This is a genomic window from Acidovorax sp. GW460-11-11-14-LB4, assembly GCF_059423685.1.
Map to the genome: position 1 here is coordinate 48,722 of NZ_JBWKYJ010000013.1, position 18,156 is coordinate 66,877.

The 18,156-nt window shown below is 67.3% G+C and carries 15 protein-coding genes and 1 tRNA gene; 10 read left to right on the forward strand and 6 right to left on the reverse strand.

All coding sequences use genetic code 11. The annotated features are described in order from the left end of the window. Positions 1-109: 109 nt before the first annotated feature. Positions 110-943, forward strand: a complete 834-nt coding sequence (locus AC07X4_RS07595; RefSeq protein WP_395453062.1) for an IclR family transcriptional regulator — start codon at positions 110-112, stop codon at positions 941-943. Between the two features lie 11 nt (positions 944-954). Here AC07X4_RS07595 and AC07X4_RS07600 read toward each other — a convergent pair whose 3' ends face one another. Continuing rightward, entirely contained in the window at positions 955-2,217 is a 1,263-nt protein-coding gene (locus AC07X4_RS07600; RefSeq protein WP_494739707.1) for a putative Na+/H+ antiporter, read from the reverse strand. A 221-nt stretch (positions 2,218-2,438) separates the two neighbouring features. On the opposite strand from AC07X4_RS07600, the gene AC07X4_RS07605 reads away from it, so the two are divergent. Continuing rightward, the gene (locus AC07X4_RS07605; protein ID WP_440596872.1) at positions 2,439-2,927 is read left to right on the forward strand and encodes a DUF3429 domain-containing protein; all 489 of its coding nucleotides are present in this window, start codon (positions 2,439-2,441) and stop codon (positions 2,925-2,927) included. A 68-nt stretch (positions 2,928-2,995) separates the two neighbouring features. On the opposite strand, the gene AC07X4_RS07610 is transcribed toward AC07X4_RS07605, so the two are convergent. After that, the gene (locus AC07X4_RS07610; protein WP_056746840.1) at positions 2,996-3,658 is read right to left on the reverse strand and encodes a c-type cytochrome; all 663 of its coding nucleotides are present in this window, start codon (positions 3,656-3,658) and stop codon (positions 2,996-2,998) included. A gap of 106 nt (positions 3,659-3,764) precedes the next feature. Here AC07X4_RS07610 and AC07X4_RS07615 point away from each other — a divergent pair, with 106 nt between their 5' ends. The 7 genes from AC07X4_RS07615 to AC07X4_RS07645 all read left to right on the forward strand — a co-directional run bounded on the left by AC07X4_RS07615 (position 3,765) and on the right by AC07X4_RS07645 (position 13,310). Next, complete coding sequence (locus AC07X4_RS07615; RefSeq protein ID WP_055401588.1) at positions 3,765-4,619, forward strand: AAA family ATPase; 855 nt, start codon at positions 3,765-3,767, stop codon at positions 4,617-4,619. After that, positions 4,620-4,871 carry a hypothetical protein gene (locus tag AC07X4_RS07620; protein ID WP_494739708.1) on the forward strand — a complete coding sequence of 84 codons (252 nt, stop codon included), beginning with the start codon at positions 4,620-4,622 and terminating at the stop codon, positions 4,869-4,871. It begins immediately after the preceding gene. 20 nt (positions 4,872-4,891) lie between these two features. Then, complete coding sequence (locus tag AC07X4_RS07625) at positions 4,892-5,488, forward strand: GNAT family N-acetyltransferase (protein ID WP_288851557.1); 597 nt, start codon at positions 4,892-4,894, stop codon at positions 5,486-5,488. Positions 5,489-5,512: 24 nt separating this feature from the next. Further along, positions 5,513-6,700: a vWA domain-containing protein gene (locus tag AC07X4_RS07630; protein ID WP_108499868.1), complete on the forward strand. Its 1,188-nt coding sequence runs from the start codon at positions 5,513-5,515 to the stop codon at positions 6,698-6,700. Between the two features lie 142 nt (positions 6,701-6,842). After that, positions 6,843-8,780, forward strand: coding sequence for an autotransporter assembly complex protein TamA (locus AC07X4_RS07635; RefSeq protein WP_494739709.1), 1,938 nt, complete (start codon positions 6,843-6,845; stop codon positions 8,778-8,780). After that, positions 8,780-13,180, forward strand: a complete 4,401-nt coding sequence (locus AC07X4_RS07640) for a translocation/assembly module TamB domain-containing protein (RefSeq protein WP_494739710.1) — start codon at positions 8,780-8,782, stop codon at positions 13,178-13,180. Before AC07X4_RS07635 ends, AC07X4_RS07640 begins: the two co-directional genes overlap by 1 nt. Positions 13,181-13,235: 55 nt before the next feature. Continuing rightward, positions 13,236-13,310: transfer RNA gene (locus AC07X4_RS07645), tRNA-Arg, on the forward strand. A gap of 120 nt (positions 13,311-13,430) precedes the next feature. Here AC07X4_RS07645 and AC07X4_RS07650 read toward each other — a convergent pair. Continuing rightward, positions 13,431-13,832: a hypothetical protein gene (locus AC07X4_RS07650; protein ID WP_494739711.1), complete on the reverse strand. Its 402-nt coding sequence runs from the start codon at positions 13,830-13,832 to the stop codon at positions 13,431-13,433. 137 nt (positions 13,833-13,969) lie between these two features. Continuing rightward, a complete protein-coding gene (locus tag AC07X4_RS07655) occupies positions 13,970-14,872 on the reverse strand; it encodes an EamA family transporter (RefSeq protein ID WP_494739712.1) in 903 nt (300 codons plus the stop codon). Between the two features lie 100 nt (positions 14,873-14,972). Between AC07X4_RS07655 and AC07X4_RS07660 the strand changes: the two genes are divergently transcribed. Further along, on the forward strand, positions 14,973-15,464 hold the full coding sequence (locus AC07X4_RS07660; protein ID WP_056066136.1) for an Lrp/AsnC family transcriptional regulator: 492 nt from the start codon (positions 14,973-14,975) through the stop codon (positions 15,462-15,464). A gap of 33 nt (positions 15,465-15,497) precedes the next feature. Here AC07X4_RS07660 and AC07X4_RS07665 read toward each other — a convergent pair whose 3' ends face one another. Next, positions 15,498-16,490, reverse strand: a complete 993-nt coding sequence (locus AC07X4_RS07665) for a 2-dehydropantoate 2-reductase (protein WP_494739713.1) — start codon at positions 16,488-16,490, stop codon at positions 15,498-15,500. Positions 16,491-16,718: 228 nt separating this feature from the next. After that, a complete protein-coding gene (locus tag AC07X4_RS07670; RefSeq protein WP_494739714.1) occupies positions 16,719-18,083 on the reverse strand; it encodes an ATP-binding protein in 1,365 nt (454 codons plus the stop codon). Between the last annotated feature and the right edge of the window lie 73 nt (positions 18,084-18,156).

Below are 18,156 nucleotides of genomic sequence, written 5' to 3' on the forward strand. Positions count from 1 at the left end.
GTGGAAGTTGAAAAATCGTTTGATTACTTATTAAAAAATCAAACGACAGCTCAATCGCCTGGGTAAACCCTAGATTGCCCACTATGTGGATACAAACTACAAAGACAACATGAATAAAAACACCATAACAGTCCCATCAGAGACAAATAAACCGCCACATAGTGGAAATTCGAAAACAGGGACTCAAAGCATCGAACGTGTCGTGCAGATGCTCCGTATCGTGGCGTCTCGTGGCAAAGGTGGCATGCGCATCGGCGAGATCGCCGCCACCAGCGGCCTGCCGCAGTCCACTTGCTTTCGCATGCTTCACCGGCTGGAGGCCGAAGGCCTGGTGGACCGGGATGCCCACACACGCAAGTACTACCTGGGCCCGCTGCTGTACGAGCTGGGATTGCTCGCGCGCCCCCGCTACCGGCTGTCGGAGCTGTGCGACAGCGCGCTGCAAAAGCTGGCCGAAGTCACCCAGGACACCATCTACCTGAGCGAGCGCAGCGGCCTGGAGGCCGTGTGCACCCACCGCGCACTGGGCGACTACCCCATCAAATCGCTGGCGCTGGACGTGGGCATTCGCCGCCCGCTGGGCGTGGGTGCGGGCGGGCTGGCGATCCTGTGCGCATTGCCTCCCGACGAGGCCGAATCCATCATCGATGCCAACGCGCCCAAGTACGAGAAGTACGGATTCGTCACAGCCCCCTACCTGCGCGAGGCGATCAAGGTGGGACGCGAGAAGGGCTATGCGTTTCTGGACAGCGTGGTCACACCAGGTACAGCAGCCATCGGTATCGCTTTTCCGCCAGACAACCCGATCGCCGCCATCAGCGTGGCAGCGATCTCGGGGCGGCTGGAGTCGCACCGGCGCGACGAGGTGGCCCGGCTCATGCGCCCGCAGATCCGCGCCATCTGCGAGGCCATGACCAACCAGGCGGTGCTGGCAGATCGCTGACCGCCCATCAACTACAACACCCGAAACGCCATCACCGCCACCAGCGTGGGCGGCAAGGCCCCCAGCAGCAGGCCCAGTGGGTTGATGACACCGTCCGAGAACTTCTCCTTCAGGATGGACGCCCCGGCCGGGTTGGGCGCATTGGCAATCACCGTCAGGCCGCCCCCCGTGACGGCGCCCGCCACCAGGGCCACCTTGAACTCGTCACTCAGGCCTTCGACCAGCGAGGCCAGATAGGTCAGCGCAGCGTTGTCGGTGAACGCGGTAAGCGCCGCCGCCCCAAAGAACACAGCGTTGGCGTCCATCTTCATGAGCACGGGCTGCAACCACCATTGCTGCAGGCCGCCCAGCACCACCAGACCGGCCAGGAAAAACGCCACCAGCAGTGCCTCGCGCAAGATCAGCGGGCTTTGGTAGCGCTGGTAGCCGGTAGTGAACCCCATAAAAAACAGGAACAGGCCCAGGAAAACAGCCGGATGGTGGGCAAACACGACCACCAGCACCAGGAAGGCAAGGTGCACGCCCGTCACGGTCCAGGGCACAGGGAACTCGGCGGCGGGAATCTTGCGGCCCATGTGGCCCAGCTGGTTGCGGAAGATCAGCATCGCGATGGCTGCATTGATGAGCACGGCCACTGCTGCCTTCCAGCCGAAGTTGGACAGCATGAACCAGATGTCCCAGTTCCACTTGGCAGCCACCATCAGCACGGGCGGCGCCGCAAAGGAAGTGAGCGTTCCACCAATCGAGATGTTCACGAACAGCACACCGATGGTCGAATACTTGAGTCGGCTGGAGATGGGGTGGGAGAACAGCGTGTCCCGCAGCATCAACGCGGCCAGCGTCATCGCCGCAGGTTCGGTGATGAACGACCCGAGCAGCGGCACGAACGCCAGCACCACAAAATACATGGCCATGCCGCGCTGTACCGGCAACAAAGCGGCAAGCGCCCGGACAAGGGCCCCAGACAGCTCCAGGATAGGCCGCGTGGCGGCGATCACCATGATCGCGAACACGAACAGTGGCTCGGTGAAATTGCGCGAGTCCAAGTAGGCGGTGGCCTCCTGCTTGCCGCTGATGGAGAACATGAACAGCATGAGCACCATCGCCCAGAAGCCGAACACGACCTCTACCTCGCCCAGCAGATGCCAGATGCCCGCGTGCTGGGGCTGCGTGTGCGCAAGGTGCTCGAAATACTTGGTGGAGAAGGTGTGAAGAATGGCCAGGCCGAACAGGACGGCACCAACCACCTGGATCAGGGTGGGGGAGGAGTTCATGGGTCGCAGAAAAGCCGCGCGGCGGCCCGACCAGCGCATGAACCTGCCGAGCCACCATGGCGCCGACACCCAAACAACATTTTAACTGGCGATACCGGAGAGCTCTGTAGGCGCAGGGCTTGAGGTACTCGCGAAAGGACGGTTGGCTGGCACACACAACCATGCATGGCACTCGGGAGTCTCACTTTCCAGACAATGCGGACACCTATCTGGAGGCTTTCATGTCGACGCACATCCATACGCCCACACAACCTTTGCCTCCGCCCTCCTCTGCCCCCATCCCGCCGGCAGTGGCCTGGCTGGGATACGGCGGCCTGCTGCCGTTCCTGGCGCTGGCAACCGTGGGCCTGTGGGCGCCCAGTACACCGTGGTGGAGCGAGGCGCTGCTGGCCTACGGCGCAGTGATTCTGAGTTTTGTGGGTGCGCTGCACTGGGGCTTTGCCATGGCACAAAGCGGGCTGAGCGCCCCAGAGCGCACGCGCTGCTTTGTATGGAGCGTGGTGCCATCGTTGATGGCCTGGCCTGCCACGCTATTGCCTGCCGCCGCGGGGGCCGTGCTGCTGGTCGCGGGCTTTGCAGCCCACCTGGTGCAAGACCACCGGCTGGCTGCGCGCACCTTGCTTCCCACGTGGTACTTGCCGCTGCGATGGCGCCTGACGGTCACGGCTTGTACATGTCTGGCGTTGGGGGCATGGGCCGCCAGCCGTTGACGATTCAACCGGCCAGCAAAAAGCCCGCCGAAGCGGGCTTTTTTTGTTGTCGTCAGCCAGCCTGCTAATCAACGGAAGCGCGACTGGGGCACCGTGTGCAGGTCGCCGTCCAGGCCGCTCACGTAATTGGCCAAGGCCTTCAGTTCAGCGTTGGTGAACTGCTTAGCCACACCGCCCATGATGGCGTTGCCACGACCCACGTTGGCGTTCTTCTCAACCTTGTAGGCCTTGAGCGCCACAAACAGGTAGTCGGCATGCTGGCCGGCGATCTTGGGATAAGAGGGGTCGATGGGCTTGGCGAAGTTGTCGCCGTGGCAGGAAACGCAAGCGCCCTTCTTCAGCAGCTCGGCCACTTGCACGCTGGGTTCACGCGAGGGCTTGGCGGGCAGTTCGGCACCGGTCTTGCCGTGTTGTTCGTAGTAGGCCGACACGTCAGCGATGTCCTTCTCGGACAACGACTCGGCGATGCCGCGCATGGTGGGGTGCTTGCGCTCGCCCTTTTGGTAGGCGACCAGCGCTGCCGCAATGTACTTGGCGCTCTGGCCCGAGATCATGGGCACCTTGTGGATCTCAGGAAAGCTGGCCTGGTAGCCAACGATGCCGTGGCAACCAATGCACATGGCAATCTTTTGCTTGCCGGCTTCCACGTCGCCCTTGGCTTCCTGGGCGTGGGACAAGGCGGTCACGGAAGCGACAGCCAGGGCAAATAGCGTGGTCAACGTTTTGTTCATTTTGCGCGCACAATCTCGTGGAAGTTCAGCTCTGGGCTCTGATCAGCCGTCGATTATAGCCAGCGCCCTGTCAAGCCCATTCATCAACGATCCGGTGTTTTCCCCCATGAAATTCCAAGGCTCCCAGAACTACGTCGCCACCCAAGACCTGATGCTCGCCGTGAATGCTGCCATCACGCTGCAACGGCCGCTGCTGATCAAGGGCGAGCCCGGCACGGGCAAGACGATGCTGGCCGAGGAAGTGGCGCAGGCGCTGGACATGCCCCTGCTGCAGTGGCACATCAAGTCCACCACCAAGGCCCAACAGGGCCTGTATGAATATGACGCCGTGAGTCGCTTGCGGGACAGCCAGCTCAACGACGGCGACAGTGCAGAGCGCGTGAAGAACATCCGCAACTACATCATCCAGGGCGTGCTGTGGCAGGCCTTCACGGCCGACCGCCCCGTGGCGCTGCTGATCGACGAGATCGACAAGGCCGACATCGAATTCCCGAACGACCTGCTGCGCGAAATCGACCGCATGGAGTTCTACTGCTACGAAACGCGCGAACTCATCAAGGCCAAGCACCGCCCGCTGGTGTTCATCACGTCGAACAACGAAAAGGAGCTGCCCGATGCGTTCCTGCGCCGCTGCTTCTTCCACTTCATCAAGTTCCCCGAGGCCGACACGATGCGGCAGATCATCAACGTGCACTTCCCCACGCTCAAGAGCGAGCTGCTCAGCGTGGCGATGAAGACGTTTTATGACGTGCGCAACCTGCCGGGCCTGAAAAAGAAGCCTTCGACCAGCGAACTGATCGACTGGCTCAAGCTGCTGGTGGCCGAAGACATTCCACTCACCGCCCTGCAAAGCGCCGACAACAAGGTGGCCGTGCCCCCGTTGGTGGGGGCGCTTCTCAAGAACGAACAGGACGTGAGCCTGTTTGAAAAGCTGGTGTTCATGAACCAGAGGAACCGCTGAGTGAACAACGGCAACAGCAACGACGACACCCGCCAGCTGCTGGCCCACGGCGTAGCCGATGCCGTAGGCTTTGTGGGGGGCGCCCTGCTGGGCTTCTGGCTGGGCCAGCTGTTGGGGCTCGATATCTTCGCGACCGGCTACGGCACCGGCAGCCTGGTGGGCATCGCCCTGGTGGGCATCGGTGGCGGCCTGGGCCTGCATGCGGCGCGGCGCTGGCAGAACAGCCGCCGCAGCCAACCGTCCAAGGATTGATGATTAGGGGATAGAGACCCATGGCTTTTGTAGAACCTGTCACGCTGCGCGATCGCGGAGTCCGCCTGGAGCCGCTGGCGCTGGCCCATGAAGAAGGTCTGCGGGCCGCAGCCGCCGATGGCCAGCTGTGGAAGCTGCGCATCACCTCAGTGCCCGAGCCGCAGGACACCCGCGCGTACATCGAAGCCGCGCTCAAGATGCGCGAGGACGGCAACCGCTTTGCCTTTGCCGTGGTGGAAGACGCCACCGGCAAAGTGCTGGGCTCCACCAGCTACCACGACATCGTGCCGGCTGTGAAACGCGTGGAAATTGGCTACACCTGGTACTGCCAAAGCGTGCAACGCACCCACGTCAACACCACCGCCAAGCTGCTGATGATGGGCCACGCCTTCGACACGCTGGGCTGCCATGTGGTGGGCTGGCGCACCGACAACTACAACTTTGCGTCACAACGCGCCATCGAGCGCCTGGGCGCCAAGAAAGACGGCGTGCTGCGCGGCCACGCGCTGCGCCGCGACGGCACCATCCGCGACACGGTGATGTACAGCATGCGTGCCGGCGAATGGCCTGAGGCCAAGGCGCAGCTGCTATATCTTTTAGAGCGTCATGCGCAATAAACACTAGCGCTAGAGGCCCAAATCATGCTCATCGACTTCTTCTACACCCTGCGCTCGGCCAAGTTGCCCGTGTCGGTCAAGGAATACCTCACCCTGCTCGAAGCGCTGCAGGCCGGTGTGGTGGGCCCCAAGTCGGATGACGCATGGAGCCTGGACGACTTCTACAACCTCTCCCGCCTCACGCTGGTCAAGGACGAGAAGCACTACGACAAGTTCGACCGGGCCTTCGGCGCCTACTTCAAGGGCGTGGAGATGGTGGCCGACTTCACCAAGCAGATCCCGGCCGACTGGCTGCGCAAGATCCTGGAGAACGAACTCACACCCGAGCAGAAGGCCGCCATCGAGAAGATGGGCTGGGACGAGCTGATGGAGACGCTGAAGAAGCGCCTCGAAGAGCAGAAGGAACGTCACGAAGGCGGCAGCAAGTGGATCGGCACCGGCGGCACCAGCCCGTTCGGCCACGGCGGCTACAACCCGCAGGGCGTGCGCATTGGCGGCGCGGGCAAGAACAAGAGCGCGGTGAAGGTGTGGGAGCAGCGCGCCTACAAGGACTACGACGACCAGCAGGAGCTGGGCACACGCAACATCAAGGTGGCATTGCGCCGCCTGCGCAAGTTTGCGCGCGAAGGGCATGAGTTGGAGCTGGACCTGCCCGACACCATCCGCAGCACGGCGGCCAACGCGGGCTACCTGGACATCAAGATGGTGCCCGAGCGGCACAACAACGTGAAGGTGCTGCTGCTGATGGACGTGGGTGGCACGATGGACGAGCACATCCAGCGTGTGGAAGAGCTGTTCAGTGCGGTCAAGAGCGAGTTCAAGCACCTGGAGTTCTACTACTTCCACAACTGCGTGTACGACTTCATGTGGAAGAACAACCGCCGCCGCTTTGCCGAGAAGTTCCCGACCTGGGACATCATCCGCAAGTACAACAAGGACTACAAGCTGATCTTTGTGGGCGACGCGACGATGAGCCCGTACGAGATCCTGCAGCCCGGCGGCAGTGTGGAATACAACAACGAGGAGCCGGGTGCCGAGTGGATCCAGCGCCTCACCCACGCCTTCCCCAAGTTTGCATGGATCAACCCCGAGCCCCAGGGCGTGTGGCAGTACCGCCAGAGCATCAGCATCATCCAGCAGCTGGTGGGCAACCGCATGTACCCGCTGTCGCTCAAGGGGCTGGAAGAAACCATGCGGCTGCTGTCCAAATAGGCGCGGTACCGGGGTCAGATGCCTTGTGAGCATCTGTCCGACAGGGAGCGCTGCAGTTTCAGGGCATAGTCGGGGATGAATGGGACAGGCTGGCAGGCTTGTCCGCCCCCCATACGACCTCCCTGACATATCCTTCCGCGCCGTGCCTCTCCGCGTTTTGCGCTCCGCCACCGCTACCACCCCAACGCCGGCCCTGTGGTCGGCGTTGCTGCTTTCCGGCGCACTGTGCCTGAGCGGCTGCAGCCTGCTGCCACGGGCCGACGAGCCCACGACCGGCGACACCCGCAGCGACCTGGTCAGCCCCGAAGGCAGCAGTAGCGCCCCATCGTTTGACGTGGTGGTGCGTGCCCCCGACGCGGTGCGCGAGACGCTGGAGCGCCACCTGGAGCTGCAGCGCTTTCGCCAGCTGCCCGACCTGCAGGCCAACGAGCTGCAGCGCCTGCTGGGCGCCACGGATGCCAATGCGCGGGAACTGCTGGGCACCCTGGGCTACTTCGCGCCCACCATCACCGTGGAGCTGACGGAGGCGCAGGAAACCGCCGGTACCCACAAGGGCGCGCCCCGCACCGTCACCGTCACCGTGGAGCCCGGCCCCCAAACCCGCATTGCCCGTGCCGACATCACTGTGGCGGGCACCGACGATGCCGACAAAGACAACCTGGCGCGGCGGCAGCAGCGCTTGCAGCGCAACTGGTCCCTCGCCCCCGGGCAGCCCTTCACCCAATCGGCCTGGGACAACGCCAAGGCCGACGGGCTGCGCCAGCTGCAGGCCCGGCGCTACCCCACGGCCCGCATCGCCAACAGCCGGGCCGAGATCGATGCCGACCGGCAGGAAGCCCAACTGAGCGTGAGCTACGACCCCGGCCCCGCCTACCGCTTCGGCCCCTTGCGCGTGCAGGGCAGCCAGCGCTACGACAGCGACGGTGCGCGGCGCCTGGCGCGCCTGCCCACCGGTGCGGTGTATGACGAGGCCGACATGCTGGACGCCCAGCTGCGCCTGGCCAGCAGCGGCTACTACGACGCCGTGTTCCTCACGCTCGATACCGAAGGCACCGACCCGCAGGCCGCCCCAGTGGTGGCCCAGGTGCGCGAGGCCCCGATGCAAAAGCTGGTGTTCGGCCCCGGCTTCTCGACCGACAGCGGCGGACGCCTGTCACTGGAGCACATCCACAACCAGATGCCTGTGCTCGGCTGGCGCGCGGTGACCAAACTCGCACTCGACCGCGAAACCAAGCTCGCCAACACCGAATGGACGGACCTGCCCAACGAAAACGGCTGGCGCTGGTTTGCAGGCGGCCAGGTGCTGCGCGAGGCCACGGGCGACTACGACGTCAACAGCGGCCGTCTGCGCGCAGGCCGCAGCAAGAGCACCAAATCCATCGACCGCAATTATTTTTTGCAGTACGACTACGCCAACAGCCAGGGCCTGACCAACAACGCGCGGTCGCCCTCCGACACCAGCACGGCCCTGAGCATCAACTACGGGTGGACGGGCCGCTACTTCAACAGCCTCACCGCCCCCACCCGGGGCCATGGCCTGGCGGTGGAGCTGGGCCTGGGCACCACCCTACGGCCAGAGCGCGACCCGTTTGTGCGCACCCTGGTGCGGTGGCAGTCCTTCCTCCCCGCAGGCCGCGTGCAGGACGATGCAGGCATCGGCCGCAATGCCCGCGTGGCACTGCGGGCCGAGGCAGGCGCCGTGCTGGCGCGCGAGGGGGCGCAGATCCCCGTCACGCAGCTGTTTGTGACGGGCGGCGACACCACCGTGCGCGGCTATGGCTACCGCAGTATCGGCGCGCGCACCGACAACGGGCAACTCTATGGGGGCCGCTACCTGGCCGTGGGCAGCGTGGAGTGGCAGCGCCCCATCGTCTACCAGGGTGCCATGACCGACTGGGAAAGCACGCTGTTTGTGGATGCAGGCGCCGTGGCCGACAAGGTGGGTGACCTGAGCCCGCGCGTAGGCGTAGGTGCCGGTGTGCGCTGGCGCAGCCCCGTGGGCCCGCTGCAGGCCGACCTGGCCTACGGCGTCAAGACCAAGGAAGTGCGGCTGCACTTGCGCCTGGGGTTCAGCTTCTGATGGCGATGAACGCCCCGCACCTTCCCACACCCCGTGCCCGCACCCGCGCGTCGAACTTCAGCGCCGGGTCCTCGTCGGCCCCACGCCCTCCTCCGCCCCGCGCGCCGCGTGTGCTGCGGGCTCTGGGCTGGCTGCTGGTCGCCCTGGTGGCCCTGCTGCTGGCGGCCAGCGCGCTGCTGTGGTGGTGGGCGGGCAGCGGCACATCACTGGCCACCACGCTGGCCCGCGCGGCGCAATACCTGCCCGCCAACCAGCAACTGGAAAGCCGCGAGGTCAGTGGCTCGCTGCGCAGCGGCGGGCGCATTGGCTGGCTGCGCTGGAGCAGCCCCACCCTGGTGGTGGAAATGACTGACATCCGCCTGGGCTGGCAGCTGGCCCCCTTGCTGCAGCGCCGCCTGGAGCTGGGCGAGGTGCATGCCGCCCGCGTATTGATCACGCCCCAGCCACGCCCCGCCGACACGCCCCAGCCACCGCCCACGCCCCTCACCGACCTGGTGCTGCCGCTGCAGCTGGGCGCGCCGTTCCGGGTAGACCAGCTGCTGTGGGCCGGCCCCCCCGCCGTGGAGGCCCAGGGCCTGGTGGGCGACTACCGGTTTGACGGCCGCCAGCACCGCCTGAACATCGGCGCGGTAGAACTGGCCCAGGGCCAGTACAGCGTACGCGCCACGCTGGACGCACAAGCCCCCATGGCGCTGGATGCCACCGTGGACGGCACCGTGCAAACCGCCGTGCCCGGGGGCGGTGCCGCGCTGCAGGTGGGCGCCCACGCCACGCTACAGGGTACGCTGGCCACCGCCGCCGCCCAGTTGCAACTGCAGGCACGCCTGAAGCCCGCACCAACCAGCGAAGCCTCCACCCCGCCCATGGCCGCGCCTGCCAGCAAACCGGGCGCATCGAAATCCCAGCCCCCACGCGCGACCCCTGCGCCTGCGGCTGACCCCATGCAGGCTGACCTGACCGCCACACTGGCACCGTGGGCACAGCAGCCCCTGCAGTCTGCCAACGCCACGCTGCGTGCCGTCAATCTGGCAGCCCTGTGGCCGCAGGCACCGGTCACGCAACTGCACGGCACGCTGCAAGCCGGGCCGACATCCGGTGGCACAGGCACGGCAGGCTGGAGTCTGCAAGCCGCGCTGCGCAACGACCTGCCCGGCCCCTGGGACACCACCCGCCTGCCACTGACCGCGCTGGACGCCAGCGCAAGCTACGACGGCACCCGCTGGACCGTGCCCAGCGCCACCCTGCAGGCGGGTGCGGGCAGCATCACCGCACAGGGCCACTACACCCCCGCCGCCCATGCCCTGGAGGGCCAGGCCACCCTGCGCGCGCTGCGTCCCGACGCGCTGCACACGCTACTGGCCGCCGCCCCGCTCTCTGGCCGCGTCACCGCACAAACCCAGGGCGACGCCGTGCGCTTCAGTGCTGACGTGCGGGCAGACACCGGCACGGCGGCGCGCGCAGCAACCGTAAAGACCCCGGGTGCAGCGGGCCCACCGCTGCGCATCAATACCCTCAGCACACAAGGCACGTGGCAGGCCGCCGACGGCGGCTCGGTGCGGCTGGACCGCTTATTGCTGGACGCACTGCAGGCCCGTGTGGAAGCCACCGGGCTGCAGGTCGCACTGGGCACGCAATCTGCGCAAGGCAAGGTCACCCTGGCAGTGCCCGGCGCCACCGCACAGGCACAAGGCACACTGGCCCCGCGCAGCGGCGCTGGCGACCTGCAACTGCAGTGGGCCGATGCAGCACTCACGCAGCGTTGGCTGGCCGGCCTGCCCGTGGTGGGCACCTCCGTACAGCGCACTCTGCAAGGGGCCAGCGCCCAGGGCGCCGCACAGATCGCCGCGCGCTGGAAGGGTGGATGGCAGACGTTGACTGAGCAACTTCAGACTACCACCGCCAACAGCGCACCCGCCCGCAACCCCGACCGCTTTGATCTGCAGGCCACGCTGAGCACCCCCCAGCTGGACCTGTCGCTCCCGGCCACCACCAACGCCAGCGGCGGCACATCCGCCGGGCAAGCCCTGCAACTGCGCGCCTTCAAGGCCGAACTGGGGGGCAACCTGGCGCAGGCCTCCCTGGCGTTGACCGGCGAGGTCCGCACGCCAGCGCCCCAGGCCCTGCAGACCACGGTGCAGACCCGCCTTGCCAGCACCCTGGTGGGTGCCGGGCAGTGGCAGTTGCAGGTCAGCGAACTGCGCCTGCAGGCCCAGGCCGCCCAGCGCCCCGGGCCGTGGACGCTGCAACTGGCTGAGCCCCTGGGCCTGACCGTGCGCACTGGCGCCCCTACCCCTGGAGCCCCCAGGTCACCGGCCAGCGGGCGTGCGTCACCATCGCCCACCACCAGCTCCCTCAGCCTGCAGGCATCGGCCGGTCAGGCCCGGGTCACAGGCCCCTTGCCGGGCACCGTGGCTCTGCGCTGGTCGCCGGTGCAATGGTCTGCCGCCACGGCATCCAACACCGCCCTGCGGTTGCAAACGCAGGGCACGCTGCAGGGCCTGCCCATGGCCTGGGTGGATGCGCTGGGCCTGGGCGAGACGCCCGCCGCCGCAGGCCGGCCCGCGCAGCCGTTGCTTGCGCGCATGGGGCTGGCCAGCAGCATCGTGCTCGACGGGCAATGGAACGTGGACACCACGGGCGACGCCCTGCGCGCCAGCGCCAGCCTGCGCCGTACAAGTGGCGACCTGCGCATCCTCGCGGGCGATGCCACGGCCGTCACAGCGGTGCAAAGCAGCGGCCAGGGCACCGGCGCCGGAGCCACCACCGTGCTGGCGACTGCGGCCACGCCGCCTGCAGGCGCATCCAGCGCATCGAGCGCCCCAGGTACTCCCGCCGGTGTGCGCCAGGCAGAAATCACGGTCACCGCCGAAGGCGACACGCTGCGCGCGCGCCTGCTCTGGGCCAGCGACCGCGCGGGTGAGATCGATGCCACCGCCAGCACGCGCCTCGCCGCCGCCAACGCCGATGTCCCCTTCACCTGGCCTGCCGACGCGCCACTGGCCGGCACCTTGCGCGCCCGCCTGCCCGACGTGGGCGTGTGGTCTGCGCTGGCACCACCCGGCTGGCGCGTGCGCGGCACGCTGGACGCCAGTGCGACCTTGTCGGGCACGCGCGATGCGCCGCGCTGGGCGGGCACCCTGGGCGCCGATGACATGGCAGTGAGATCGGTGGTGGACGGCGTGGACCTGCAAGGCGGCCGACTTCGCGCCACGCTGCAGGGCAACCAGCTCAATATCACCGAGTTCCGCCTGCAAGGCGGGCGGGGCAGCAGCGCGCGCATCGCAGGCTTCAGCGGCAACCGCACAGCCGCCGCGCAAGACGGCGGCACGTTGACCGCCACCGGCCGCGTGGCCTGGGGCGACAGCGCCACTGCAGGCACGGGCATGTCAGGCATCACCATGTCTCTGCAGGCCGAGGCCAAGGCCCTGCAGGTGCTGGTGCGTGCCGACCGGCAGGTCAGCGTGTCGGGCCAGTTGCAGGCCCAGTTGCAGCAGGGCCAGATCAGCCTGCGCGGCAAGCTCACCACCGACCGCGCCACCATCATCCTGCCGGATGAATCTGCGCCGCGCCTGGGCTCGGACGTGGTCGTGCGCTCCGCCGCCAAGGACCGCGAAGACCAGGCCAAGGTCCAGGCCGCCGCCAAGGCCAACCAGGTGGCCGCGCAGGCAGAAACCGCCAAGCCGCCCGACATCGCCATCACCCTCAACCTGGGGCGCGACTTCGCGCTCCAGGGCCAGGGCATCACCACCCGGCTGACCGGCGAGGTGGACGTCCGCAGCAGCGCCGTGCCCGGCGCCCCGCCGCGTGTGACCGGCGAGGTGCGCACCGACCAGGGCCGCTACCGCGCCTGGGGCCAGATGCTGGATGTGGAGACAGGCCTCATCCGCTTCAACGGCCCGTACAACAACCCCTCGCTCGACATCCTGGCCCTGCGCCCCAACATCAGCGTGCGCGCGGGCGTGCAGGTCACCGGCAGCGCGCAGGCGCCACGCGTCACGCTGTATTCCGACCCTGAACTGCCGGATGCCGAAAAGCTGTCGTGGGTGGTGCTGGGCCGCAATGCCTCGGCCGGAGGCGCCGAAGCGGCCATGCTGCAACAAGCCGCCTTGGCGCTGCTGGGCCGCAACGGCGGCCAAAGCCCTACGGCCAACGCCGCCAGCCGCCTGGGCCTGGACGAAATCGGCTTTCGCGGCGCCACCACGGGTGAGGACGCCAGCGCCGCCGCCCTCACCTTCGGCAAGCGCCTGTCCAAAGACCTGTACGTGACATATGAACGCAGCCTGTCGGGCACGCTGGGCACGCTCTACATCTTTTACGACCTGTCCCGCCGCCTCACCCTGCGCGGGCAAACCGGTGAGAAGAGTGCGGTGGACATCATCTACACCGTGAAATACGACTGAGGTCCAGGCGGCCAGAGAGACAGCCGCGCGCCACTACAATGCGCGGCTGCCTTGCCTCCTCGTAGTTCAATGGATAGAACGAGTGCCTCCTAAGCGCTAGATACAGGTTCGATTCCTGTCGAGGGGACCAAATTCACAGCCAAAATGGCGGCAAGCGCTAGTGCAATATGCGCCGATAGCTATCAAATTTATAGCAGGCTCACACGCTACGTACGCTGCACCAGCCAGCCTGTAGTGAGCCCCGCACACCCTACTTCGGGTCTGTCTTGCCTTCCGACCCTCGCAGAGGCGGCGCAAGGTGTTCTGCGGCGACAGCATCGGCCAAAGGATCATCCGGGCTGACCATAGTGCCCGCTGCGGCACCACCCAGCGCACCGGCGATGCCGCCCAAAGTGCCCCCAACCACCACCCCCACCGGACCCGCGACGGCCACGCCCACAGCGGCGCCGGCTGCTGCGCCAGCCATCATGCCGCCGCCCATCAAGGCGGAGTGGGCTTCGCGCTCTGCGTCTTCAGGCTCCAACGCGGTCTGTGCGCCGGTCCGGGGATCTTGCGACGGGATTCCGTAGCCGGGGCGCGCTTGCTCGGCCAGGTCTTTGTCCACCGGTGTGGCGGTCGCAGCGGAAGGGATGGGGGTAGTGGCTGGAATCATGATCGGCTCCTTGGACATGGGGCGACGGCGCCAACGGGGTGCCGTCACTGTCCTTTTTTAGCCCTGCAGCTAGGCCGCCCTTGCCAGCCTGCAGACCACACCACTGTCAGGCAATGCGCCGTGCCATGGCACCGCCCTCAGGCCGCCTGCGGTGCCGCGCGGTCTGCAGCAGCGGGCCGGGCAGCAGTCATGGCACTGCCCATCGACGCGGCCATGATGCAGCCAATGGCCAGCCACTGCACCACGCTCAGGTGCTCGCCCAGCAGCGCCATGGCCACCAGTGCAGCCACCGCAGGCTCCATGCTGATCATGATGCCGAAGGCCTCCTTGGGCAGGCGCTTCAGGGCCATCATCTCCAGCGAGATCGGGATGGCGCTGGACACCGCAGCCACCGCCACGCCAATGAGCAGCACGGCGGGCGACAAGAGCGCCGCGCCCGTATGCACCACGCCCACCGGCACCACCACCAGCGCGGCCACCAGCAGGCCCAGCGATACGGAATGCCCCGCGTGCAGATGTCCGGCGCGCTTGCCGAACACGATGTACAGCCCCCAGAACACGGCCGCGCCCAGGGCGTAGAAGACGCCCACCGGGTCCAGCGTGCTGCCGTTGAGCCCCAGCGGCAGCAGCATGCCCAGACCCGCGATAGCCAGCGCCACCCACACAAAATCCACCGCGCGACGCGACGACCAGATCGCCACGGCCAGCGGCCCGGCGAACTCGATGGCCACCGCCAGGCCAAACGGCAGGGTGCGCAGCGACATGTAGAACATGAGGTTCATGCCCCCCAGCGCCGCGCCGTACAGCATGACGGCCCGCGCATCGGCGCGCGACAGGTGCCAGCGCCAGGGCCGCCACAGCAGCAGCACCAGCAGCGCCGAAAAACCCACGCGCACGGCGGTGGTGCCCTGCGCCCCTACCACCGGAAACAGCCAGTGCTTGGCCCACGAGGTGCCAATGCCCAACGCGGTGACGGAACCCAGCACGGCCAGTAAGGGGAAGAACCGGTGCAGAAGAGAACGGAGGGGGGAAGCGCTCATGGGCTGAAAATATAGTGCGACCCCAGCGTGCTTTTGGCTCGAATTTCGGGGCTTGCGCGCAACTTTCGCTCACCCTGAGACCCCGTTCCAAGGAACCCCCATGTCCACCCCTGCAGCACTTGACCGCTTCGACCTCGCGATCCTCGACATCCTGCAGGCCGACAACACCACGCCCCAGCGCGCGATTGCGCAGGCGGTGAACCTGTCGGCGCCTGCGGTACAGCGGCGCATTCAGCGGCTCAAGGACAGCGGCGTGATCCGCGCCAACGTGGCCGTGCTGGACCCGGTGAAGGTGGGCAAGCCGCTGACCATCGTGCTGGAGGTGCACCTGGACAACGAGCGCCCCGACCGCACCGCCCCGCTGCGCGCGCGCATTGCGGCGGAAGACGCGGTGCAGCAGTGCTACAGCGTGACGGGCGAGGCAGACTACCTGCTGGTGGTGAACGTGGCGTCGATGGCAGACTACGAGGCGCTGACGCGGCGGCTGTTTGAGGGGGACGACAACATCAAGCGCTTTCGGACCTCGGTGGCGCTGGCCAGCCTCAAGACCGGGCTGCGCGTGCCGCTGGACAGCGCGGCACCCGCTGCCTGATCACCGGTCACAACCCCAATCCCGAATCCCAACTCACAGACCCAGCATCTGGCGCATCTGCCTGCCCATGAGGCGCTGGCGCGGGCCACCCAGCAGCTCGCACATGCGCGCATTGAGCGGTGCCGCCATGCCCTGTTGCGCCGCCAGCCGCACCACGGCGCCGCACAGCGCGTCGATCTCCGTCACGCGCCCGGCCTCCAGGTCGTCCCACATCGACGAGCGGGCCGTGGCGTCGATCTGCAGCATGCGCTTTGCCAGTCGTGTGAACAGCCAGTTGGGCAGGCGCAGCACATGGGGCAGCAGCGTGGGCGACACGGCGGTGACCTGGGCGGGCGTGATGCCCGCGCGCGCCATCACGCGCAGCGCCTCGGTCTGCAGCGCGGCAAAGACGCGGCGGCAGTCGCGGTCCAGCAGCTCTTGCCGCAGGGGCAGGTTGGACAGCGCGTTGACCGGGTTGTTGAGGTTGAGCAGCAGCTTGCCCCACTGCACGGCACGGATGTCTGGCGGCAGCGTGGTGGCCAGGCCGGCGGCGTTGAACAGGGGCGCGATGCGCTCGGTGACCGCGTCGCGCTGCAGCTGCAGGTGGCCTGCGGTGGCGCGGTGCACCTGCGCGCCACGCAGCACCACGTTGTAGGGCACCATGCCCGCCAGCACGTTCAGGCCGGGCGCCAATGCGGCGATGCGGGCCACGTTGTCCACGCCGTTTTGCAGCGAGATCACCGGTGTGCCGGGCGCACAGGTCGCCGCCAGCTCGCGCGCGGCAGACTCGGTGGCGCCGCTTTTGACGCACAGCAGGATGATGCTGTCGGCACCGGGCGCGGCGTCGGCCAGCGTGGCAGCCAGTTGCAGTGTGGACGTGGGCACGGTGCGGTCAAAGCCGTCCAGGTCAGTGACCTGAAGACCGCGGAGCGCGATGGGCTCCAGCGCATGCGGCCGCCCCACCAGGCACACCGGCTGGCCGTGCGCGGCCAGGCGCCCACCCACATAACAACCAATGGCGCCTGCGCCCAAAACGATGAAGTTCATGCCGATGCGTGTGTACGGTGGTGGAAGTGGACGCAGGCGGACCAGGAACCGGCACAGCCTGCGCGCTACCCCCGCATTGTGCGGGGCAGGCCCCTGGCGGCGTGGCGCGCACGTGACGAGGCGCTTTGAAGCACTCAGCGGGTGCTTTTGAGTGCTTTTGAGCCGATAGCGCTAGTGCAATATGCCTGGACAGCTATGCAATTCATAGCAAACAGGGCATCACGCAGCTCAGGGCTTGGCAGCCGCAAACCGCACGGTCACCCGCAGGCCGCCCAGGCGCGCCGAGCTGTCCAGCGCCACGGTGGCGCCATGGCCTTGGACGATGGCCTGCACGATGGCCAGACCCAGACCGCTGCCGGGCGCACCGTCGGCGGTGACGCGCACAAACCGCTGCATGGCCCGCTCGCGGTGCTCGGGGGCGATGCCGGGGCCGCTGTCTTCCACGGTGAGCACGGCGTGGTCGCCGTCGCGGCGCACCTGCAGGTCCACCTGGCCGCCGGGCGGGCTGTATTTGATGGCGTTGTCCAGCAGATTGCGGGCCAGCATGCGCAGGGCCTCGGCATTGCCTGTGACGGTGGCGGCGTCCGATTCAAGCAGGCCCACATCCATGCTGCGCGCCTGGGCAGCGGGAGCCACGTCGGCCAGTGCCAGTTGCGCCGTGGCGCGCAGGTCCACCGGATCGTTGACAGCCGTGCTGGCCTCCTGCCGGGCCAGGGTCAGCAGCTGCTCGACCAGCCGCGTGGCGCGCTCGATGCCGGCCGACAGGCGTTCGATGGCGGCCGCCCGCGCGGCGTCGTCGCCCGCACGCTGCAGGCCCTGCAGTTGCAGGCGCAGTGCGGCCAGGGGGGAGCGCAGCTCGTGCGCGGCGTCGGCTACAAAGTGCTGCTGGGCCTCGAACGCGTGCTGCACGCGCTCGAACAGCAGGTTGAGTTCGCTCACCAGCGGCTGCACCTCATCGGGCAGTTGTGCATCGCTCACGGGCGACAGGTCGTCGGCCTGGCGCTTTGCCAGCTGGCGGCGCACGCGTTCCACCGGGGCCAGCGACCGGCTCACGCCCCACCACACGGCCAGCACCAAGAGCGGCGCCATGATGGCCAGCGGCGCCAGCGTGCGCAGCGCCAGGCTGCGGGCCATGTCGCGCCGCGCAGCCATGTTCTGCGCCACCTGGATGACTTGCGAGCGCGTCTGCATCGAGAACACCCGGTAGGTGCCGCCGCGCGCCTGCACGTTGGTGAAGCCCAGCACGGCAATCTGCGGCAAGGCGGCGCCCACGGCGGATTCAAAAATGCGCAGGCCCTCGTTGGTCCACACCTGCACGATGAACTCGTGGTTCTCGTCCTCGGGGTCCAGGCCCGGGCCCAGGCCTTGGGCATCCACCGGCAGACCCGAGCGCAAAGCCAGCGCCGTCTGCTGCATGTGGTAGTCGAACAGCGCATCGGCCTCGTCCAGCGCGCCCCGGTAGGCCAGTGCGCCCTGCACTGCGCCTGCCAGCACGATGGCAGCCAGCAAAAACATCAGCAGACGCATGCGCAGCGAGCGCGGGAGCATGGACTGCAGCGCGCTGCGCCAGGAGGTGGTTGGCACGTTCTTCATCTCTATCCATCCATCCCCGCCGCATGCTCAGGGCGGGAGATTGCGCGGGGGCAGCCAGCAAGGGCCGCCCCGC

Bases quoted from the DNA above. Each gene is read 5' to 3' on its own strand.
- AC07X4_RS07595 (WP_395453062.1), top strand. From the start codon at position 110: ATGAATAAAAACACCATAACAGTCCCATCAGAGACAAATAAACCGCCA.
- AC07X4_RS07600 (WP_494739707.1), bottom strand. From the start codon at position 2,217: ATGAACTCCTCCCCCACCCTGATCCAGGTGGTTGGTGCCGTCCTGTTC.
- AC07X4_RS07605 (WP_440596872.1), top strand. From the start codon at position 2,439: ATGTCGACGCACATCCATACGCCCACACAACCTTTGCCTCCGCCCTCC.
- AC07X4_RS07610 (WP_056746840.1), bottom strand. From the start codon at position 3,658: ATGAACAAAACGTTGACCACGCTATTTGCCCTGGCTGTCGCTTCCGTG.
- AC07X4_RS07615 (WP_055401588.1), top strand. From the start codon at position 3,765: ATGAAATTCCAAGGCTCCCAGAACTACGTCGCCACCCAAGACCTGATG.
- AC07X4_RS07625 (WP_288851557.1), top strand. From the start codon at position 4,892: ATGGCTTTTGTAGAACCTGTCACGCTGCGCGATCGCGGAGTCCGCCTG.
- AC07X4_RS07630 (WP_108499868.1), top strand. From the start codon at position 5,513: ATGCTCATCGACTTCTTCTACACCCTGCGCTCGGCCAAGTTGCCCGTG.
- AC07X4_RS07640 (WP_494739710.1), top strand. From the start codon at position 8,780: ATGGCGATGAACGCCCCGCACCTTCCCACACCCCGTGCCCGCACCCGC.
- AC07X4_RS07650 (WP_494739711.1), bottom strand. From the start codon at position 13,832: ATGATTCCAGCCACTACCCCCATCCCTTCCGCTGCGACCGCCACACCG.
- AC07X4_RS07655 (WP_494739712.1), bottom strand. From the start codon at position 14,872: ATGAGCGCTTCCCCCCTCCGTTCTCTTCTGCACCGGTTCTTCCCCTTA.
- AC07X4_RS07660 (WP_056066136.1), top strand. From the start codon at position 14,973: ATGTCCACCCCTGCAGCACTTGACCGCTTCGACCTCGCGATCCTCGAC.
- AC07X4_RS07665 (WP_494739713.1), bottom strand. From the start codon at position 16,490: ATGAACTTCATCGTTTTGGGCGCAGGCGCCATTGGTTGTTATGTGGGT.
- AC07X4_RS07670 (WP_494739714.1), bottom strand. From the start codon at position 18,083: ATGAAGAACGTGCCAACCACCTCCTGGCGCAGCGCGCTGCAGTCCATG.